Origin of the sequence: Marinobacter sp. SS21 (genome assembly GCF_028369065.1) — a bacterium.
In the GTDB taxonomy this organism is placed as follows: Bacteria; Pseudomonadota; Gammaproteobacteria; order Pseudomonadales; family Oleiphilaceae; genus Marinobacter.
The window spans coordinates 46,463-64,315 of record NZ_JAQNDA010000018.1 but is presented as its reverse complement, the minus strand read 5'-3'; the positions used below and the strand labels follow the sequence as shown (position 1 = coordinate 64,315).

Here is a 17,853-nt window from a genome sequence, read left to right as displayed (position 1 = left end):
ATTTACCTGCTGGGGACTGAGCTCCGCCAGTAGCGAGTACAGCCTTGCGGTGCTCAGCTACAACCTGATGCGGGCGATCAACATTCTGGGTGTGAAAGGTATACTGGCCAGGCTCGCCTGACGGCGATTTTTGCCGGATCTGAGCCCCTTTAAGGTCGGACGCCTGGAACGAAAAATGCCCCGGAGAGAGTCCGGGGCATTTTTGCTTGGCCGCCTGAAGGCTGTATAACTCGTTTTTACACAGCCTCCAATTGGCGCCCTTTTTAATGGACTCTGTTTGCTCCTGAAAGCGTGTCTCGTCCTGACAAATTCTTACACCGTCTGACCCAATGTCAGTAGGCTCCCTAGTCCTTATCCTCGCCAGAGGGCTTGTTTTTGTCGCTGTTATCCTTGCCTTGCCCCTGCTTATCGATCATCACCATATCGGTGAAGGCGTGCAGGGCACGATTGGTGGTGCGCAGGGCCTTGTAAAACGTCTTGGTGGTCTCGTCGTGGGTGGTACGAGCCTTTCGTGCCCGAACCTTGAAGTCTTCACTGGAAGAGTAGCGGTCCACCAGATCAAAGGTCACGCCGGTAATGGTCCGATGGATCGCCTCCACTGCGGTGGTGCCATCGCGAACGGTTTCTTCCATCAGCCGCTTCCGGTTCTTCAGCTCGATCAGATCAAGACGCTTTTTCTGGAGTTGGCTGGCCTGACGCGCCTGGGCGCAGGACAGCACTCGACTGTTCCTGATATTTCGGTACACCGCAAGCGTCGTTAACGCCAACAATGACAGCGCCGCCAGAGCAACGGCCAGCGCCGCGAATTCAACGATCGTCATGGCTTACCCTCAACGGTATTCGATCTTCAGCTGAACCTTGATGTCACGGTCCGCCATTTGCTGCTCCATTTCCTGCATGACCTGCTGATAGACCATCTTGGTCACCATCACGGGCAGGCGATCCGCGATCACTCGGGCAGACCGGGATTCCCGTTTGGCGACTTCGAGTGGGTCCAGAACTTTTACGGTCAGAAACAGTTCCGGGTCAGAACTGCGATACTGATCCCCGATTTTGGCGAGCGTTTGCTCAATGGCCGCTTGCTGCTGCTGCACCTTCCAGTACAGAAAGCCGATGCCGATGGTGAGAAGCACTAAAATGGATAACAACAGGTAGGTCACACTTATTCCCTCAGAACTTCGCGTTGCCGTATTGTCAGGCAGGGCTTGAATTGGGGTTAAGGAGCCTCTGAATGCCAGAGATGATCCGGAGATACTCAGAGGTTCCTTAATGGAATGAGTGTGCAGGACTGCGTGCCGCATTCGATTGGCCGGTGCGACATAATGATGCAAACAAAAAAGAGAATTCGTGTTACATCTGAGAAATTTGCGACATTAGTCCAATCCAGCCACACTTCTTCCGGAACCAGGCAGGAACTAAGGATAGCGCATGGTATGGTTAAAGGCCTTTGTGAGTGGTTTTCTTGCGACCCTGATTTTCCATCAGGGGCTCTATTCTCTGTTCTACCTAGCCGGTGCAGTACCAACCGAACCCTTTAATTTTGAATCGGTGCCGCCCTTTGGTATTCCTGCCGTGGTCTCGCTTTCGTTCTTCGGTGGCCTGTGGGGGATCGTGCTCTGGGGGCTGCTAGGACGGTTGTCCTCGTGGCGGTATTGGGTTTGGTCAGTGGTGATCGGTGCGACTGGTCCTACGCTGGTGGCCATGCTACTGGTCTTTCCCCTCAAGAATCTTGACGTCAGTGGCCAGACCTGGATCGGCGGCCTGATTCTCAACGGCTTCTGGGGATTGGGAGTGGCTACGTTTCAGGTGCTTATGGGCGCACGAAGATCTTTATGAAAAACGATAACTCACACCTAAGGAATCAGAATGACTGACCAGCAATATGATGTAGTTGTATTCGGTGCAACCAGTTTCGTCGGCCAGATTCTGTGCCAGTACCTGCATGACACTTATGGCACCGGACAGAGCCTTCACTGGGCGATCGCCGGACGCTCTCGTGGCAAGCTGGATGAAGTGAAAGCCAGGATTGGAGCGCCGGAGCTGCCGGTCATTGTAGCGGATGCCGGAAACCCCGAGGCCCTCGACACTTTGTGTCAGCAAACTCGGGTCGTGATTTCAACCGTCGGACCTTATGCCCTGTATGGTGAGCCGTTGATTCAGGCCTGTGTCGGCCGTGGAACCGACTATTGCGATCTGACCGGTGAGGTTCAATGGATCTGGCGGATGATTGGCCGTTACGAAGATCAGGCCAAGGCCTCTGGCGCCCGCATCGTGCATTGCTGTGGATTTGATTCCATTCCGTCCGATTTGGGCGTCTGGCATCTTCAGCAGGAAGCGGAGAAGCGCTTGGGTCAGACCTGCCGCCAGGTGAAAATGCGGGTAAAAGCGGCCAAGGGGGGGCTCTCCGGTGGCACCGTGGCGTCGTTGATGAACGTCGCCAAGGAAGCCGTAGCCGATTCGGATCTGCGGCGGCAATTGGCTAACCCCTTCTCCCTGTGTCCCCCGGCCTACACCAACAAGGCCCGTCAACCCAATGTGAAATCGGCGCAGTTCGACCAGGATTGCAACGCCTGGGTAGCGCCCTTCGTCATGGCCGCCATCAATACCCGCATTGTTCAGCGCACCAGCGCGTTGACCGACGCCTATGGCCAGGACTTCGTTTATGATGAGGCGATGGTGACGGGTAAGGGACTCGCTGGCAGAGCGACCGCCTTTGGGGTAGCCGCTGCCATTGGTGGATTTCTTGCGAGTTCCGCGGTGAAGCCGACTCGATGGCTGCTGGAGAAGTACGTGGTGCCCAAACCGGGCCAGGGGCCAAGCCCTGAAGCCCAGGAAAAAGGCTTTTACGACCTGCGCTTCTTTGGCCAGACGGACGACGGCCAATCCATTCGCACCAAAGTGCGCGGGGATCGAGACCCGGGTTACGGCTCTACCGCAAAAATGCTTGGTGAAGCGGCCAGCTGCCTCGCCTTCGATGTCAGCAAAGAGGAAGTACCCGGCGGCTTCTGGACTCCGGCTTCGATTTTTGGTGACAAACTGTTGCCACGCCTGACCACCAAAGCGGGCCTGACGTTTGAGGTGCTGGAAACCCGTTAACCTTCTATCTCCCTTACCCCAGGCGGACGGTGCGGTCCGTCGGGGGCAGGGCCATTGCCCCATGCCCCAGCGCCACCACCGCCCGGCCTTGCAGCCAGGGACGCAGTTGCTGGCAGATCCGGGCCTGGCTTTGCGCATCGACACCGGTAAACGGCTCATCCAGAATCACCAGGTCGGAATCCCGCAGCAACACCCGTGCTAACGCCAGCCGCCGGCTTTCACCACCGGACAGTTGGGTTCCGTAGGCACCAAGCCAGCCATCCAACTGGCCCGGTATCCGGGCTATCCGCTGCTCCAGCCCCACCAGTTCCAATACGTGCCAGAGGCGCTCATCGGCCATCGCCTGTCCATCGGGAACCAGATTGGACCTCACGGTATCGTCGAACAGCACAGTTTGTTGGGTGAGGTAGGCGACGGTCACGTCCGCCGCCCGCCGGATCTCGCCGGCGGCTGGCCGGGACACGCCCGCAAGTGCATCCGCCAGGGACGACTTGCCACAACCGGAAGCGCCCAGGATACCCAACCATTCCCCCTTGCGGACGGCGAGATCGAAGCTTTGCAACAGCGCTGGGCCGGCAGCGTGGCGGATGGTGATGTTATTCAGGTCGATCGAACTCGCGTTTAATGGCGCCGCGCCGGGAGCGGTCACCAGGTCTTGAGCACCCACTGCCATTGCCGGTTTCGCCAAGCCGCAATCCTTATTCAGGCGCCGGGCCGACGCCTCGGTGGCGCCCAGGCGTCCGAACGCATCCGGCAACAGCGTGTAAGCCTCCAGCAGCCCAAGAATGCTCAGCGGCAGGATGACCGCCACCGGTCCCGTTATCTGGCCACCGCCGAACAGTTCCAGCCCGAACCAGAGCGCCGCCAGGGCGGCCAGATTGACCAGCCAGCCGGAAATGGCCTGATGCCAGCCGGTGGCCACATCGACCCGGGCCTGCAGGTGGCAGAAGTGCTTGGCGCTGTCACAGAGTTGCCGGGCTAGCTCTGGAGCCAGACCGGCGGCCCGCAGCTCGGCCTGGCCCTCCAGATGTTCGATTACCTGACCTCGTAATTGACTGAACTGTTCAGAGCGTTTCGCCGACAGGTGGCGCGTACGCCGGTACAGCAACGTGGTGGCCAGCAGCAAGGCGCAGGCTAGGGCAAGCCCGGTGGCCAGGGCCAGGGCGGGCGACAACCAGAGCCACGCCAATAGCACCACCAAGGCGCTCGCCACCACCGCCAAACCGGTGGGTGCCACCAATCTCAGATACAGCGTGTCGAGAGCGTCGAGGTCGCTCGTGAGTCGTGTTAGCCAGTCCGCACCGCGAAGGCGGACGCCCGCGCAGGGCGCCTGATGGGCCAGTCCGAGAAACAGGCGACCTCGGGTGTCGGACAGCAGTCTGAGCACGGTATCGTGGTTGTATACCCGCTCCAGGTAGCGAGTGACGGTGCGAGTAATCGCAAACAGGCGTATGCCGCCACCAGGCACATAGATGTTGAGGGCAGCGCTAAGGCCTGCCGCCAACAGTAAGCCGGTAACGGCGGTGGCGGTGATGAACCAGCCGGAAAGGGCCAACAGGCCTAAGCCGGAAACCAGCGTAAGAAACATCAGCAGTGCGCCAAGCAGCAGTCGCCGTCGCCGCTGCAGGATCAGGCTCAGCCAGGGCTTCAGTTCACGCATCCCGCAGTGCTCCGTGTTCTACCCAGAGGGTGCGATCCGCCAGTTCGAGCAGGCGTTCGTGATGGGTCGCGAACACCAGTGTCTTGCCCTGCGATTTCAGTGTCGTCAGGGCGTCGATGATGCCCTGCTGGCTGACCTCGTCCAGCCCCGCTGTGGGCTCGTCCAGCAACACCAGATCGAAATCCGCCAAGAACACCCGTGCCAGCGATAACCGCCGAGCCTGGCCGCCTGACAACCCCGCGCCCTGTTCAGTGACGGCGCTGTATAGGCCCTCAGGACGACTCTCCAGCAGTGGCCGAAGCCCGACCAGTGTCAGAGCCGAAAGGATTGCGTCGTCCGTAGCCGCCGGGGCGACAAGCTTCAGGTTATCCGCCCAGCTGCCCTGCATCAGAAACGGCGATTGCCCCAACCATCCGAATCTGCGCAGGCCGGGAGGCTCCCCAAAGACCGACACCGCGCCGCCATTCGGCGCAACAAAACCGGCCAGCAGGTGCAGTAAAGTCGATTTGCCCCCGCCGGAACGACCGCGCAAGGCAACGCATTGCCCTCGGCGCAGCTTGCAGGAGACCCTGTTGAGTACGCCAGTCGCCCCCGGATAGCTCACCGAAACATCGCTTAGTTGGATTATGCTGGTATCGCGTTCCGAGTGAGTTGCCTCGGGTGCTTGGTCGGCCCTGGCGACGTCTGTCGCCAATCTTGCCAGCAAGAGTTCAGCCGCGCCCAAGGCGGCGGCACGATCATGGTAATGCTGGGCGAGCTGGCGTAATGGCTGGAAAAATTCCGGCGCCAGCAGCAACACAAACAGCCCGCTGAACAGAGTGAGTTGATCGGCAGGACCAATGTTGATGTAGCCAAGTAACCCAAAGCCGATGTACATGGCCACTACCGCGATGGCCACCGAGGCAAAGAACTCCAATACCGCAGAGGACAAAAAAGCGACTTTCAGGGTCTTCATGGTAACCCGGCGGAACTGCTCTGAGCGTTCCTGCAGCTTGCCGGCAGCCTGGTGCGTGGCGCCGAAGAGTTGCAAAGTGGTTAGCCCTCGAACCTTATCCAGGAATTGCCCGGACAGCCGTCCCAGCACCTTAAAGTGCTGCTGGTTCACCTTTTCCGCCCCTAGCCCAATTAGGGCCATAAACAGGGGAATGAGCGGTGCCGACAGCAGCAGAAACAGTCCCGCCAGCCAATCGAGGCTGATCACGACCCCCAGGATCAACAGTGGAACCGCACCGCAGATGGCTAACTGGGGCAGAAAGCGGGCGAAGTAACCATGCAGCGCCTCGACCTGATCCAACCACTCGGTTGACAATGTGGCAGCAGAACTGGACTTGAGTCTGGCGGGGCTGAGGCCTTGCCAGACCTCAGTGAGTTGCTGGCGTACCCGCTCGCGAATCTTTCGGCTGGCACGGGCGGCAAATTGGGCCTGCATTCCCTGGGCGAGTGCCCGCAGGGCCATCGCCAGGGCCACACCGGCAAATTCGGCCGAGAGCGCCATCAGTGGGACTTGCTCGACCACCGCCTGGTGGATTACCCAGGCAAATAGGCCCATTTGTGCAATGGTAAAGACTCCAGCCAGGGTTCCCGCCGCGACGGTCAACGCGATGGTTTCCCGCTGGGCCTTGGCCAACTGATTGAGCCAGGTGCGGCCATGGCGCGGCTTGGCACCGGTTCTGGCCGTTTCGGACCGAGGCTGAGCCAGGGCGTCCTCCACTCAGTGGTACCCAGCGTTGGCCCGCACCTTCCCGCGGAACACCCAATAGGTCCAGGCGGTGTAGACCAGAATGATAGGTATGACGAACAGCAGTCCGAGCAGCAGGAACAGCTGTGAGCTGTAGGCCGAGGTCGCATCCCACAGGGTGATATTCGGCGGCACCACGTAGGGCCAACGGCTGACCAGCAGCCCCAGGTAGGTGGTGATGAACAGGCCCATGGTCGAGACAAACGGCATCGCCTCGGAACGCTGCCGCACCGAGCGCCAGATCTGAACCGCGAACATCAGAGTCAGCAGCGGTAACACCCAAATCACACTGACACCGGAGAACCAGCGCTGCAGTACCTGGCCGTCGACAAAGGGCGTCCACACACTGATGATGGCGAAGATCACCAGCACACTGATCAGCAGCGGCGTGGCAAGCCGAAAGGCCCAATCCTGCAGATGGCCCTCGGTTTTCAGGATAAGCCAGGTCGCGCCGAGTAGGGCATAGCCGGACAGCATGCCGATCCCGGTCAGTACGGTAAACGGCGTTAGCCAATCGAGGGCACCCCCGACAAAGACCCCGTTGGCGGTCTCAAAGCCCTGAATGTAAGCTCCGACTACGGTGCCCTGGGCGAAGGCTGCGACCGTTGAGCCTCCGGCGAACGACCAATTCCACAGGTATCGAGAACTGCGCGCCTTGAATCGGAATTCGAAAGCCACGCCACGGAAAATCAGCCCGGCGACCAGCAGAAAGACCCCGATGTAGAGTGCCGGCAGAATGGTGCTGTAGACCAGGGGGAATGCGGCGAGCAGTCCCGCACCGCCCAGCACCAGCCAGGTTTCGTTGCCGTCCCACACTGGTGCCACCGAGTTCATCATGGTGTCCCGTGACTGTTCGTCCGGTGCAAATGGAAACAGGATGCCCACCCCGAGGTCGAATCCGTCCATCAGCACGTACATGATGATCCCGAAGCCGATGATAGCGGCCCAAATCAGGGCCAGATCGAAAGGTTCGTTCATAATCAATGACCTCCCTGTTCAATTTCAAACGGAACATGAGCTGCAGACAGCGGCCGGGCTGGACGGTCGTGATCATCGATGTCGTCGATATCGGGGTCTTCAAGTCCCACGTACAGCACCCGCATCAGGTAATAGACCCCGGCGGTGAACACCAGGGCATACACCACGATGTACCCGATTAACGTAAACAGCGCCATCCCGCCGGTCAGCGATGGCGTCACCGATTCGGCCTGGGACATCAGGCCATAAACCAGCCAGGGCGCACGGCCAACTTCGGTCACAAACCAGCCTGTCAATACCGCTAGAAACGGCGCGATACTCATGGCGCGAAGTCCCTGTAGATACCAGCGGGCCCGCCAAAGTCGGCCCTTGTGGCGAAGCGCCAATCCGGTCAGCGCAAACAGAATCATCAACAGGCCGATGCCCACCATCACCCGAAAGGACCAGAACACGATGGCGACCGGCGGTTGGTGTTCCGGCGGCACCTCGTTAAGACCTTTCAGCTCTCCGTGCCAATCGTGAGTCAGAATAAAACTGGCCAGATTGGGAATGGCCAGCTCGAAGTGGTTGGTCTGGTTTTTCTGGTCGGGCAGGGCAAACAACAACAGCGGCACTTCGCCGGATGTTTCCCAATGGCCCTCCATCGCCGCCACCTTCATGGGCTGATGTTCCAGCGTGTTCAAACCATGAAAATCGCCCACCACGGCCTGGGTCGGGGCGATGAACAGGATCAGCCACAAACACATGGATAGCGCTTTCTTATTGGCCTCAACCTCCCGGCCACGAAGCAGGTACCAGGCGCTGACTCCTGCCACCACAAAACTTCCGGTGAGGAAAGACGCCAGGACCATGTGCAGGAACCGGTAAGGGAATGAGGGATTGAATATGGCATCACTCCAGGACACCACATGGAAGATACCGTCTCGCAATTCCATGCCGGCCGGAGTCTGCATCCAGCTGTTGGCCGCCAGAATCCAGAACGCGGAAATAAAGGTTCCCGTGGCGACCAGAATCGCCGACGCCAGGTGGGCGCCCGGCGGCACCTTATCGCGACCAAACAGCAACACCCCCAGAAACGCCGCCTCCAGGAAAAAGGCCGTAATCACCTCATAGCTCAGCATGGGGCCGAGGAAGTTGGCGGACGCGTACGCAAAGTTGCTCCAGTTGGTACCAAACTGGAACGCCATCACGATGCCCGACACCACCCCCATGCCGAACACTACGGCAAACACCTTGGTCCAGAAGCCAGAAAGCTTGAGCCAGACCGGGTTGCCGGTTTTGTAAGCCAGACCTTCGAGAACCGCAATAAAGGCGGCCAGGCCGATACTAAAGACAGGGAAGATGGCGTGAAAGGAAACTACAAACGCGAATTGGATACGTGAGAGCAGTAGGGGGTCGAGTTCCATTGGAACCTCCGCTGACCGATTCGATACTGTTTAATCAGCACCCACAAAGGCGGGCTGCTGCCTTATAAGCATCAGGCATATTGTTATTACGTATTTGTAATTGCAATGATGCAGGTCAAGTGCGAAAAGAACTGGGTGCGAAAAAATACGCCATGACAACCAGTTACCCAAACGCCTCCTCATTATGGAACAAACGATGCGCTTTTACGACGAGAACATCTTGCCCTACATCATCGACAAGGCCTGCTCCGTGGGCCAAGTCATGAAACTCCGCAGCCAGGTGGTTCCTCAAGCTCGCGGTGTGGTGTTGGAGGTTGGCATGGGCTCAGGCATTAACCTGGAGTTTTACAATCCGGACCACACCACACTGGTGTACGGATTGGAACCGTCTGAAGGCATGCGGCGCAAAGCCCGGAGCAACCTGGCCAAGTCACCGGTCAAGGTTGAGTGGCTGGGACTGCCAGGTGAGCAGATCCCGCTGAAAGACGAATCGGTCGACACCGTACTGCTGACCTTCACGCTATGCACCATCCCGGACTGGCTGTCGGCGTTACGGCAGATGCACCGAGTGCTGAAACCGGACGGCGTGCTGCTGTTCCTGGAACACGGCCAGTCTCCCGACACCGGTGTCCACAAGTGGCAAGACCGAATCACCCCCACCTGGAAGAAAATCGCCGGCGGCTGCCATCTCAACCGCCCCATTTCCGAGCTGATTCAACAAGCAGGCTTCGAAGTACAGGCGCTAGAAAACCTCTACATGCCCAAAACCCCAAAAATCGCCGGTTACATCTACAAGGGCCGGGCAGTGAAGGCATCGTAACCCAATTGCGTTACAGGCCAAGGCCTTATACAATCCTGCCCCTCCTATCCCCTCCGAACATGCCCGGATGGTGAAATTGGTAGACACAAGAGACTTAAAATCTCTCGGCCGCAAGGCCGTGCCGGTTCGATTCCGGCTCCGGGCACCATTTATTACCTCTTCCCTAATCCTTTTTTTGACCGCCACAGGCCTTTTTTCAAACCCTGGCATTGCCTGAATCCGTCTGGTCACTTACCTTTTAAAGGTGCCTGCCTTCTAGCCCAAGCGCCGACGTGGCGAAATTGATCGTGTATTTGTTCGACAACAGGGAGTCATCATGACCCATTGCCGTTTTCATCTTCTGCTTTTATTGGCGCTTTTCATGTATGTCGGAGTCGGCCACGCCAGCGAGCGGGATCGGCAACTCGATGAGTTGATGGCGCTGTCCGGGCTGAACGAGCAGGTCGCTCAGATTCCCGAATCGCTGAAGGCGGGGTTTATACAGGCGCAGCAGCAGGGCACGCCGATTCCTGAGGCCACGTTTCAGGCGATGATGCGGAGTACCGAGCGGTCCATCGTTGCCGAGGATATTCTGGCTGAGATTCAGACCTCGCTTGCCAGCAAACTCAGCGATGCTGATATTCAAACTCTGTTGACCTGGTATCAGTCGGACCTGGGGCGGGAGATCGCCGAAGCGGAACGGCGGGCCGCGCAGCCCAGCGCCTACGGGGATATGATGCGGCAGGCCAAAACCCTGTATGGCGATTCACGGCGGGTAAAGTTTGCCGAGAAGATGGACAAGCTGTTCGGTGCCACGGACATGGTGATGGAGCTGCAGAAGTTCACTGGGGTGGCGGTGTTCTCCGCCATGACGATGGGGACGCAGCCGGGTGCCGCCATGGACTTGTCGGTGTTTGAAGAGCGCATTGCGACCGAGATTGAAGCGTCCCGACCCGCGGTGGAGCAGGGTATCGTGCTGTCCTACCTGTATTCCTATCGCAACCTGGACATGGCGAAGCTTGAAACCTATGCCCAGTTCCTGCGGGAGCCGGAAGCACGACGTTTTAACACCACCATCTTGGAAAGCATGAACCGTGCGCTCCAAAACGGCATCTCGGATCTGGCCCGGGATATGGCGCGGTTGATGGGCGGCAACCTGCAGCAGAGTTGACCCGCTAGTGCTCCCACTCGGCGCGGTCGCCGACGGTTACCCCGTGTTTGGCAAACCAGCCCTGGTTCACTTCCAGGGCGGCGGAATAGGGGGCGCCAGCGGGGTAGCTCGGGCAAGTCTGGTCCACTGGGCAGGGGGCCATGGTACGAATGGCACGAACGATGCCATCCTCGCCCAGGTAGGCAATATCCAGTGGAATCAGAGTATTTCGCATCCAGAATCCGGTATCGCCGGAGCGCTCTGAAGGATACAGAAACAGCATCCCTTCATCTTCCTGCAAGACTTCCCGTCCCATCAGCCCGATACGCCGCTGGGCAGGGGTATGGGCCACCTCCACCATCAGCTCGGCCCGTCCGCGCTCGGTGACCAACTCCAGGGGAATGATCTCCAGCTTCGGTTGAGACGGCAGGGTGGCGTCGCCGCAGGCACTCAGCGACCAGGCGACCAGCATCACGCCCCATGGCTTCGCTGTGCGTCGCCGGTTCATCAGGAACGCAACCGATAGCCGGTTTTGAAGATCCACCAGATTGTCGCCATGCAACCTGCCAGGAACAATAGGGTCATGCCCACGCTGATGCCCACATGAATGTCCGAGACGCCGTAGAAGGCCCAGCGGAAACCGCTGATCAGGTACACCACCGGATTGAACAGGGTGATGGTTTGCCAGATCTCCGGCAGCATGTCGATGGAATAGAACGTCCCGCCCAGAAACACCAGCGGGGTAATGATCATCGCCGGCACGATCTGGAGCTTTTCAAAGCCATCGGCCCAGACACCGATAATGAAACCAAACAGGCTGAAGGTGATGGCGGTGAGCACCAGGAAGGAGAACATCCAGATCGGGTGGAGCACGTGGTAATCGACAAACAGCCGGGCCGTGAGCAGGATGATAATACCGAGGATGACCGACTTGGTAGCGGCGGCACCGACATACCCCAGCACCACCTCAACGTAGGACACCGGGGCGGACAGCACTTCGTAGATGGTGCCGGAGAACTTGGGCATGTAGATGCCGAACGAGGCGTTGGTGATGCTTTGCATCAGCAATGACAGCATCACCAGGCCGGGAATGATGAAGGCGCCATAGCTGATGCCGTCGATGTCGCCCATGCGGGTGCCAATGGCAGAACCGAAGACAACAAAATACAGGCACGTGGAGATGACCGGGGAAGCCACGCTCTGCATCAAGGTACGCCACATGCGGGCCATTTCAAAGCGGTAGATCGCCCGAATACCGTGTAGATTCATTCTGTACTCCAACCGGATCTCGTGTTGACTATTCGTGGACCAGACCCACGAAAATGTCTTCCAATGAACTCTCCCGGGTCTGCAGGTCCCGGTACTCGATGCCAAGATCGCCCAGTTGTCGAAGCAGCCGGGCCACGCCGGCCTGTTCCTGCTGGGAATCGAAGGTGTAGATCAGCTCGAAGCCGTCGTCGGACAGCTCTATGGGCTCCAGTGCCAGCTCGCCCGGAATCTGCTCCAACGGCTGTTGCAGGAGCAGACGGAGCTCTTTCTTGCCGAGCTTTTCCATCAGCCGGTGCTTCTCTTCCACCAGGATAATCTCGCCCTGGCGGATGACGCCGATGCGATCCGCCATCTCTTCGGCTTCTTCGATGTAGTGGGTGGTGAGAATGATGGTCACGCCGTTGCTGCGCAATCCCCGCACCATTTCCCACATGTCGCGTCGAAGTTCCACGTCGACGCCGGCGGTGGGTTCGTCGAGGAACAGGATGCTGGGCTCATGGGAGAGCGCCTTGGCAATCATCACCCGCCGCTTCATGCCGCCAGACAGGGACATGATCCGACTATTGCGCTTGTCCCACAGGGACAGGTCTTTGAGCACCTTTTCAATATGGGCCGGGTTGGGACTCTTGCCGAACAGGCCGCGACTGAAGGACACCGTGTCCCACACAGTTTCGAAGGCGTCGGTGTTCAGTTCCTGGGGGACCAAACCAATGGTTTTGCGGGCGGCGCGATAGTCGCTGACAATATTGTGACCGGCCGCTTCAATGCTCCCGCTGGAGAGGTTGACGATGCCGCAGATGATGCTGATGAGGGTGGTTTTACCGGCACCGTTCGGACCCAGCAACGCGAAGATTTCACCAGGGTAGATATCGAGATTCACGTTCTTGAGAGCCTGAAAGCCCCCGGCATAGATTTTGTTTACATGTCTGACCGATATGTCCGGCGTCACGGGATCACCCTGTCTGGCAGTCGTCAAAACCCTGGATTTTCTCACGTTTCAAGGTGTTCGCGGAAGCGTGCAGTATACGTGAAGATCCGTAGAGGGTCCCAAAGTGCGCAACCGGCTTGCTTCTTGAGACCGTAGCCCGATAATGCGTGCAGGTAAAACAGGGGATCGCGGTGTGGTAATCAGAGCAATCGGTGTTGCGGTGTTGATCGTGGGTCTGCTGGCGTTCGCGGTTCTTGGACCTCGCTGGTTAATGCAGCAGTCGCCTGGAAACGAAGAGGAACAGCTGCCGGCCTGTAATCTGCAGGGCGACGAGTGCCAGTGGCAGAGTGGCGATGAACACTGGCAAGCCAGAATTGAGGAAGTGGAGTTTAGCGAGGGCCTGCACCGGTTCCGGCTGGAGATGACCACGGATGCCAGGCCACAGAGGCTGCACGGGGTATTGGTTGGTGAATCCATGTATCTCGGTGAATACCCGGTGGTGCTGAAACCAATGGAAGCCCCCGGAAGATGGAGTGCCACCTTTGCCGCGCCCCTTTGCACGGTTCAGGAAGTCATGGTGTGGCGGCTGGAATTGACCTCAGGCGAGCAGGTGCTGGAACACGTTCCGTTTCGCCTGATCTTTACGGCTCAGGGTAGGTGAAATTTTAGCCAGCGTGTGTACACTTAGCCGACCTGTATATTAGTCACGGATGATGGATATGGATTATGCCGATAAGCTGGAAAACCTGCTGCTAAGGAAAATTCAGAAGGCCGAGCGGGACCTGCTTCAACTAAAGCTCGACTACTGTCGCTTCGTTTTTGGAATCACCCATCGGGCCAGGGTGCGCTGCAACGACAATGTCTACCGGGTGTGTGCGGTGGACGTTGATAGCATGGAACGTCAGCCGGATGGTCGTTTTTCCGCGCCAACGGTCATGGGTATTCCACTGGGTGATGATCCCAAGTCCACGCCTGTCACGCTGGGGCCGGACTGGTTGCTGGAATCCCCGCTGGCTAGATAAAGGCGTTGCTGGAAATGGAGCGATTCAGCGCGGTTTCGGCGGGCACATGGTGGTGCTGTAACCAGTAATCCGCACTCTCCAGCCCGTTGCGATAACAGGCCAGCATCGAACTGCATTTGGTGAGGGTGGCGATGGCCTGCACCGCAGCGGATTGTTTGTAGCCAATCTTCTTGGCCACGAGACGGGCAGTCAGGTCGATCACCTCGGCACTATGGCGTGTGGAGACGCCCACCAGGCTGGACGCGGCGCCGTATGTCCAGGCGACGGCGTAGTTTTTCACCACATCCGGCAACGTTTCAATCACCAACCCATCCTCCCGGCACACTTTTTCTTGCAGCGACAGTAGGATATGAAGCTGGGTGATAAGTTCCGTGCGGTCAGGCGCGCCCACCAATTGAGGCTCGGAGAGTCGGACGCCAAAGCCGGACGTCGGTGGCGGCGTGTGCGGATTTAATTCCGGGGCAACCCGGGGCGGACAGCCGTCAGCAGAAGACGCCGGCAGGGCGGTGGGCCAGCCTGTCTTGGCCAGGGACGTCATTCGGACTGCCAGCAGTCCCATCAAAACCGCCAGACTAATCTCCACTAGAAGAATCACGCCTTCCCACATTGCTATTCACATCCCCACATTGCTAGTTAAACGCCTGATTGTCTGGCTGAGTAATAATTGTAACAACGTGTAACGTTACAGCCCATGGCGGAGTGGGCTTAAGGTGGCAATCCGTGACGGTAAGTTGCGGAATTGTGACCGGTATGGCATCCCGCGCCTGGGCGTCGACTAGCAAGTGGGCAAGGTTTGCAGTGCCAAACGACGGCGAATGACACGAGAGAGTTTGTCGACACCGATGTTAAGGAGTGCGGTGAGCACGATCAGGACCAGCGCGCGGTCGAACTGGATGTTCTGGATCGCGCTATCCACGTAGAAGCCAAGGGTATAGATCCCCAAAATGCCGAGAATGGCGGTTTCCCTCATGATGATTTCCCAGCGGTAGAACAACAGGGCGAGGAAAGACCGGTACAGCCGTGGCACCAGTTCATAGGTGTAGCGGTTGAGGCCGATGGGGGCATCCGACCGGAGCCCAATGTGGGAGGAATGGCGACCGAGCAGATGCCCGATGATACCGCCATTGTGCAAAGCCAGAGCCACCGCCGCCGGCAGCATGGACGGTCCCCAGAGCTGCAGGAGAATATAAGCCAGCACGTACTCCGGGGTGGATCTCATCACCACCAGGAAGATATGGCCGCTGCCGCGTCGAATGGGCCCACCAAAATGCCTGGAGATGAGCGGAAAGGTCACCAACGCCAGCATGCCAGTGGCTACCAGGGAGAGCTGCGTCAAAACCAGCGTGTTCCAGATTCCGGGGATCGCCTGATTGACCATCACGTCGGCCAGCCAGTCCTGCAATCCAGACCAGCCGTCGCCGTTTCGGAGGGGGGCGGGAACGATGTCTTCGGTAAAAAATCGCTCAACGTTACCCCAGCGGATGGCAAAGCCCTCACCAAGCAAGAACGGCGCCGCCGCCAGGTAAAGCGGTAGGGTAAAGCGCCGCACCCACACCGGAATGGTGGCAATCAAGGCGTAGAACAGCAGGAGCATGGCGCCGGCTTCGGAGTACTGGCCTTGAGAGAATGACGCTTCCAGATAGTATCCCAGCGTGGGCAGGCCGACGAAGCCCAGAATGGCGCTGGAGCGTAACCCGCACTCCAGACGGTACAGGGTATAGGTGCGGATCTGCGCCCAGCATTGCGGTAGCCGGGCATAGAGGTAGCTGACCAGGGTGCCGCTGCCTCGGGGTAGGAGGTGGGCGGCCTGGGGATTGACGTCGTCGAGAATCTCCGAATACACCTTGGCGAAGATGCCGGTGTAGGGAATGGCGATTGCCAGTACCCCTGTCAGCGGGTGAAAGCCAAAAAACTGGAGAAATATGAGCGCCCAGAACAATTCGTGGATGGCTCGGACAAACGCGCTGCAGAGCCGAACGGCACGCCAACGATAGAGCAGGGCGAGGCCAAAGCCACAGACGCTGCCCAGGCCAACACCGACGAAGGCGAAGGCGAGGGTTCGAACCAGTGCGGTGGCGAGTCCCTCGTAGGAGAAAAAATCGGGGGTGAGCATGCCCAGAAAGAAACGCCCGAGATCCCGCCAGGGGTTGGACGCGGTGATGGCCACATCTGAGAAAGCCAACGCCACGATGGCGATGACTAAAAACAGCAGGCTGACTCGTACGGTGGCTGGCAAGGGCATGGGCGGAATCGGCGTCACTCAGTAGAGCGGTAGCAGGTCGTGCTCGCTCAGTTTCGTGGTGGGCTGGTCGAGGACCACAGCGCCGTCGGCAATACCCACCACCCGGTCACAATAGCGTAACGCCAGCGTCACATCGTGGAGGGCAATCAGGCTGGTGCTGAAACGTTCTCGCAGCAGCGCCATGACCTCATTGGCCAGCGGACCATCGAGGGCGGATACCGGCTCGTCGGCCAACAGCGTTTCGGAGCGCTGATACATCGCCCGGGCGATGGCCGTCCGTTGTCGCTGGCCGCCGGACAGTGACGCCACCGGAGCCCATTGCTTGTGGGCCATCCCCAGCTGACTCAGTAGCGCCGAAATTTCGGTCCGGTCGCGCTGGAACGGTCGAAACAGGGTAACCGCGCTGTACCAGCTCCGATGCTGATCCAGCCGCCCCATGAAAACATTGTGGAATACCGGCAGGGCGCCAACCAGACCCAGGTCCTGTGGGATCAGCGACGTAGACGCCTGCTCCCTGGCGCGGTCAAACGCCAGCTTGATGAGCGTGCTCTTACCGGCGCCGCTTTTACCCACCAAGGCAACCCGCTCCCCCGGAGCGACCGTCAGGCTTAGCGGGCCCAGGACCTTTTGGCCCTGGAACGACGCTGACACCCGGTCCAGCTGGATGAAGGACATTACTCGAGAATACCGATCGCCTCAGCCACGGCGCGAATGGATTCGTAATCGGCGTTGCTGGCCGGAATGAATGCAGACCGGGGGAAACTGGCCAGCAATGCCGGGTCGTCCAGGTTCAGCAGCGCCGTCCGTAGCCGGTCGGTAAAGCCGGTTCCGAAGCGCTCATCCACATCGCCGCGTACCGTCCACTGGTAGTCGGGGTAGCCGGGGGTTTTCCAGATCACCTGAACCTGGCTGGTGTCCACATTGCCATCGGCCAGTTCCTTTTCCCAAACCTTGAAGTTCAGCGCGCCCACCTCAAAGGTGCCGGCCTCAACCAAACGCAGGGTGCGGGTATGGTTGCCGCTGAAGCCAACGCGGGAAAAGATCGATTCAGGGGCTTCGCCGAACTGCTCGCGCAGGAAGAACTCGGGCATCAGCCGGCCCGAGGTAGAGCCCTTCGATCCGAAGGTGAAGGTTCGTCCGCGCAGGGATTGGGGCAGTTCCGTACCGGGTTCGATGCCGGTCGAGCGATGGGCGATAAAATAGGTCTCAAACGCCTGGTCTTCTTCGCCTTGGGCCAAGGCCAAGGAGCCTGGCACCAGACGACGAGCCTGGACTCCGGACAGGCCACCAAACCAAGCCAGTTGAACCTGGTCGTTGCGGAAGGCAGAGACGGCGGCGGCGTAGGATTTAACGGGGATATAACGGACATCAACGCTCAGCTGCTGAGACAGGTAGTCGGCCACCCCCTGAAAGCGCTCGATCAACTTGGTCTCGTCTTCATCCGGTATCGCGGTGAACACGAAGGTGTCTGCCGTCACCATGGAGACCGGGGCGAGGACAAGGCTCAGACTTAGTAACAGTCGGCGTAGGAGGGGGATCAGCATTTTTGATTCCAAACGGGTTGT

The 17,853-nt window shown here is 58.9% G+C and carries 19 protein-coding genes and 1 tRNA gene; 7 read left to right on the top strand and 13 right to left on the bottom strand.

Annotation, left to right across the window (positions count from 1 at the left end):
* Positions 1-344: 344 nt before the first annotated feature.
* On the bottom strand, positions 345-821 hold the full coding sequence (locus N6L25_RS17340) for a hypothetical protein (protein WP_271982994.1): 477 nt from the start codon (positions 819-821) through the stop codon (positions 345-347).
* Between the two features lie 9 nt (positions 822-830).
* Positions 831-1,160 (bottom strand): hypothetical protein, encoded by a 330-nt coding sequence (locus tag N6L25_RS17335; RefSeq protein ID WP_271982991.1) that lies wholly within the window; start codon positions 1,158-1,160, stop codon positions 831-833.
* A 268-nt stretch (positions 1,161-1,428) separates the two neighbouring features.
* Here N6L25_RS17335 and N6L25_RS17330 point away from each other — a divergent pair, with 268 nt between their 5' ends.
* Together N6L25_RS17330 and N6L25_RS17325 are read left to right on the top strand one after the other, a co-directional pair.
* A complete protein-coding gene (locus tag N6L25_RS17330) occupies positions 1,429-1,836 on the top strand; it encodes a hypothetical protein (protein WP_271982987.1) in 408 nt (135 codons plus the stop codon).
* Between the two features lie 30 nt (positions 1,837-1,866).
* The gene (locus N6L25_RS17325) at positions 1,867-3,096 is read left to right on the top strand and encodes a saccharopine dehydrogenase family protein (RefSeq protein ID WP_271982984.1); all 1,230 of its coding nucleotides are present in this window, start codon (positions 1,867-1,869) and stop codon (positions 3,094-3,096) included.
* 13 nt (positions 3,097-3,109) lie between these two features.
* Here the strand turns inward: N6L25_RS17325 and cydC are convergent, their stop codons facing one another.
* From cydC to N6L25_RS17305, 4 genes are read right to left on the bottom strand one after another with little or no spacing between them, the layout of a single operon-like run.
* The gene (gene cydC, locus N6L25_RS17320) at positions 3,110-4,756 is read right to left on the bottom strand and encodes a thiol reductant ABC exporter subunit CydC (RefSeq protein ID WP_271982981.1); all 1,647 of its coding nucleotides are present in this window, start codon (positions 4,754-4,756) and stop codon (positions 3,110-3,112) included.
* Positions 4,749-6,467, bottom strand: coding sequence for a thiol reductant ABC exporter subunit CydD (gene cydD, locus N6L25_RS17315; protein WP_271982978.1), 1,719 nt, complete (start codon positions 6,465-6,467; stop codon positions 4,749-4,751). The genes cydC and cydD overlap by 8 nt, the downstream gene beginning before the upstream one ends.
* Positions 6,468-7,472, bottom strand: a complete 1,005-nt coding sequence (cydB, locus tag N6L25_RS17310; RefSeq protein ID WP_271982976.1) for a cytochrome d ubiquinol oxidase subunit II — start codon at positions 7,470-7,472, stop codon at positions 6,468-6,470.
* Between the two features lie 2 nt (positions 7,473-7,474).
* Positions 7,475-8,878, bottom strand: a complete 1,404-nt coding sequence (locus N6L25_RS17305) for a cytochrome ubiquinol oxidase subunit I (RefSeq protein WP_271982973.1) — start codon at positions 8,876-8,878, stop codon at positions 7,475-7,477.
* Positions 8,879-9,074: 196 nt separating this feature from the next.
* Between N6L25_RS17305 and N6L25_RS17300 the strand changes: the two genes are divergently transcribed.
* From N6L25_RS17300 to N6L25_RS17290, 3 genes are all read left to right on the top strand, one after another.
* Positions 9,075-9,698 (top strand): class I SAM-dependent methyltransferase, encoded by a 624-nt coding sequence (locus N6L25_RS17300; protein ID WP_271982970.1) that lies wholly within the window; start codon positions 9,075-9,077, stop codon positions 9,696-9,698.
* A 61-nt stretch (positions 9,699-9,759) separates the two neighbouring features.
* Positions 9,760-9,846: transfer RNA gene (locus tag N6L25_RS17295), tRNA-Leu, on the top strand.
* A 168-nt stretch (positions 9,847-10,014) separates the two neighbouring features.
* Positions 10,015-10,848, top strand: coding sequence for a DUF2059 domain-containing protein (locus tag N6L25_RS17290; RefSeq protein WP_271982967.1), 834 nt, complete (start codon positions 10,015-10,017; stop codon positions 10,846-10,848).
* Between the two features lie 4 nt (positions 10,849-10,852).
* Here N6L25_RS17290 and N6L25_RS17285 read toward each other — a convergent pair whose 3' ends face one another.
* Genes N6L25_RS17285 through N6L25_RS17275 form a run of 3 tightly spaced genes read right to left on the bottom strand, consistent with a single transcriptional unit; the run spans position 10,853 to position 13,045 of the window.
* A complete protein-coding gene (locus N6L25_RS17285) occupies positions 10,853-11,335 on the bottom strand; it encodes a DUF192 domain-containing protein (protein ID WP_271982964.1) in 483 nt (160 codons plus the stop codon).
* Complete coding sequence (locus N6L25_RS17280; protein ID WP_271982961.1) at positions 11,335-12,096, bottom strand: ABC transporter permease; 762 nt, start codon at positions 12,094-12,096, stop codon at positions 11,335-11,337. The genes N6L25_RS17285 and N6L25_RS17280 overlap by 1 nt, the downstream gene beginning before the upstream one ends.
* Positions 12,097-12,124: 28 nt before the next feature.
* Entirely contained in the window at positions 12,125-13,045 is a 921-nt protein-coding gene (locus N6L25_RS17275) for an ABC transporter ATP-binding protein (protein ID WP_271982958.1), read from the bottom strand.
* A gap of 172 nt (positions 13,046-13,217) precedes the next feature.
* Here N6L25_RS17275 and N6L25_RS17270 point away from each other — a divergent pair, with 172 nt between their 5' ends.
* Together N6L25_RS17270 and N6L25_RS17265 are read left to right on the top strand one after the other, a co-directional pair.
* Complete coding sequence (locus N6L25_RS17270) at positions 13,218-13,685, top strand: hypothetical protein (RefSeq protein WP_271982956.1); 468 nt, start codon at positions 13,218-13,220, stop codon at positions 13,683-13,685.
* Between the two features lie 58 nt (positions 13,686-13,743).
* A complete protein-coding gene (locus N6L25_RS17265; RefSeq protein WP_271982953.1) occupies positions 13,744-14,046 on the top strand; it encodes a hypothetical protein in 303 nt (100 codons plus the stop codon).
* On the opposite strand, the gene N6L25_RS17260 is transcribed toward N6L25_RS17265, so the two are convergent.
* The 4 genes from N6L25_RS17260 to N6L25_RS17245 all read right to left on the bottom strand — a co-directional run bounded on the left by N6L25_RS17260 (position 14,039) and on the right by N6L25_RS17245 (position 17,832).
* Entirely contained in the window at positions 14,039-14,629 is a 591-nt protein-coding gene (locus tag N6L25_RS17260; protein WP_271982950.1) for a hypothetical protein, read from the bottom strand. The two genes, N6L25_RS17265 and N6L25_RS17260, sit on opposite strands and share 8 nt — an antisense overlap.
* 192 nt (positions 14,630-14,821) lie before the next feature.
* Complete coding sequence (locus N6L25_RS17255; RefSeq protein WP_271982947.1) at positions 14,822-16,288, bottom strand: PhnE/PtxC family ABC transporter permease; 1,467 nt, start codon at positions 16,286-16,288, stop codon at positions 14,822-14,824.
* 18 nt (positions 16,289-16,306) lie between these two features.
* Complete coding sequence (locus tag N6L25_RS17250; RefSeq protein ID WP_271982944.1) at positions 16,307-16,963, bottom strand: phosphonate ABC transporter ATP-binding protein; 657 nt, start codon at positions 16,961-16,963, stop codon at positions 16,307-16,309.
* Complete coding sequence (locus tag N6L25_RS17245) at positions 16,963-17,832, bottom strand: putative selenate ABC transporter substrate-binding protein (protein ID WP_271982941.1); 870 nt, start codon at positions 17,830-17,832, stop codon at positions 16,963-16,965. The genes N6L25_RS17250 and N6L25_RS17245 overlap by 1 nt, the downstream gene beginning before the upstream one ends.
* Positions 17,833-17,853 lie beyond the last annotated feature (21 nt).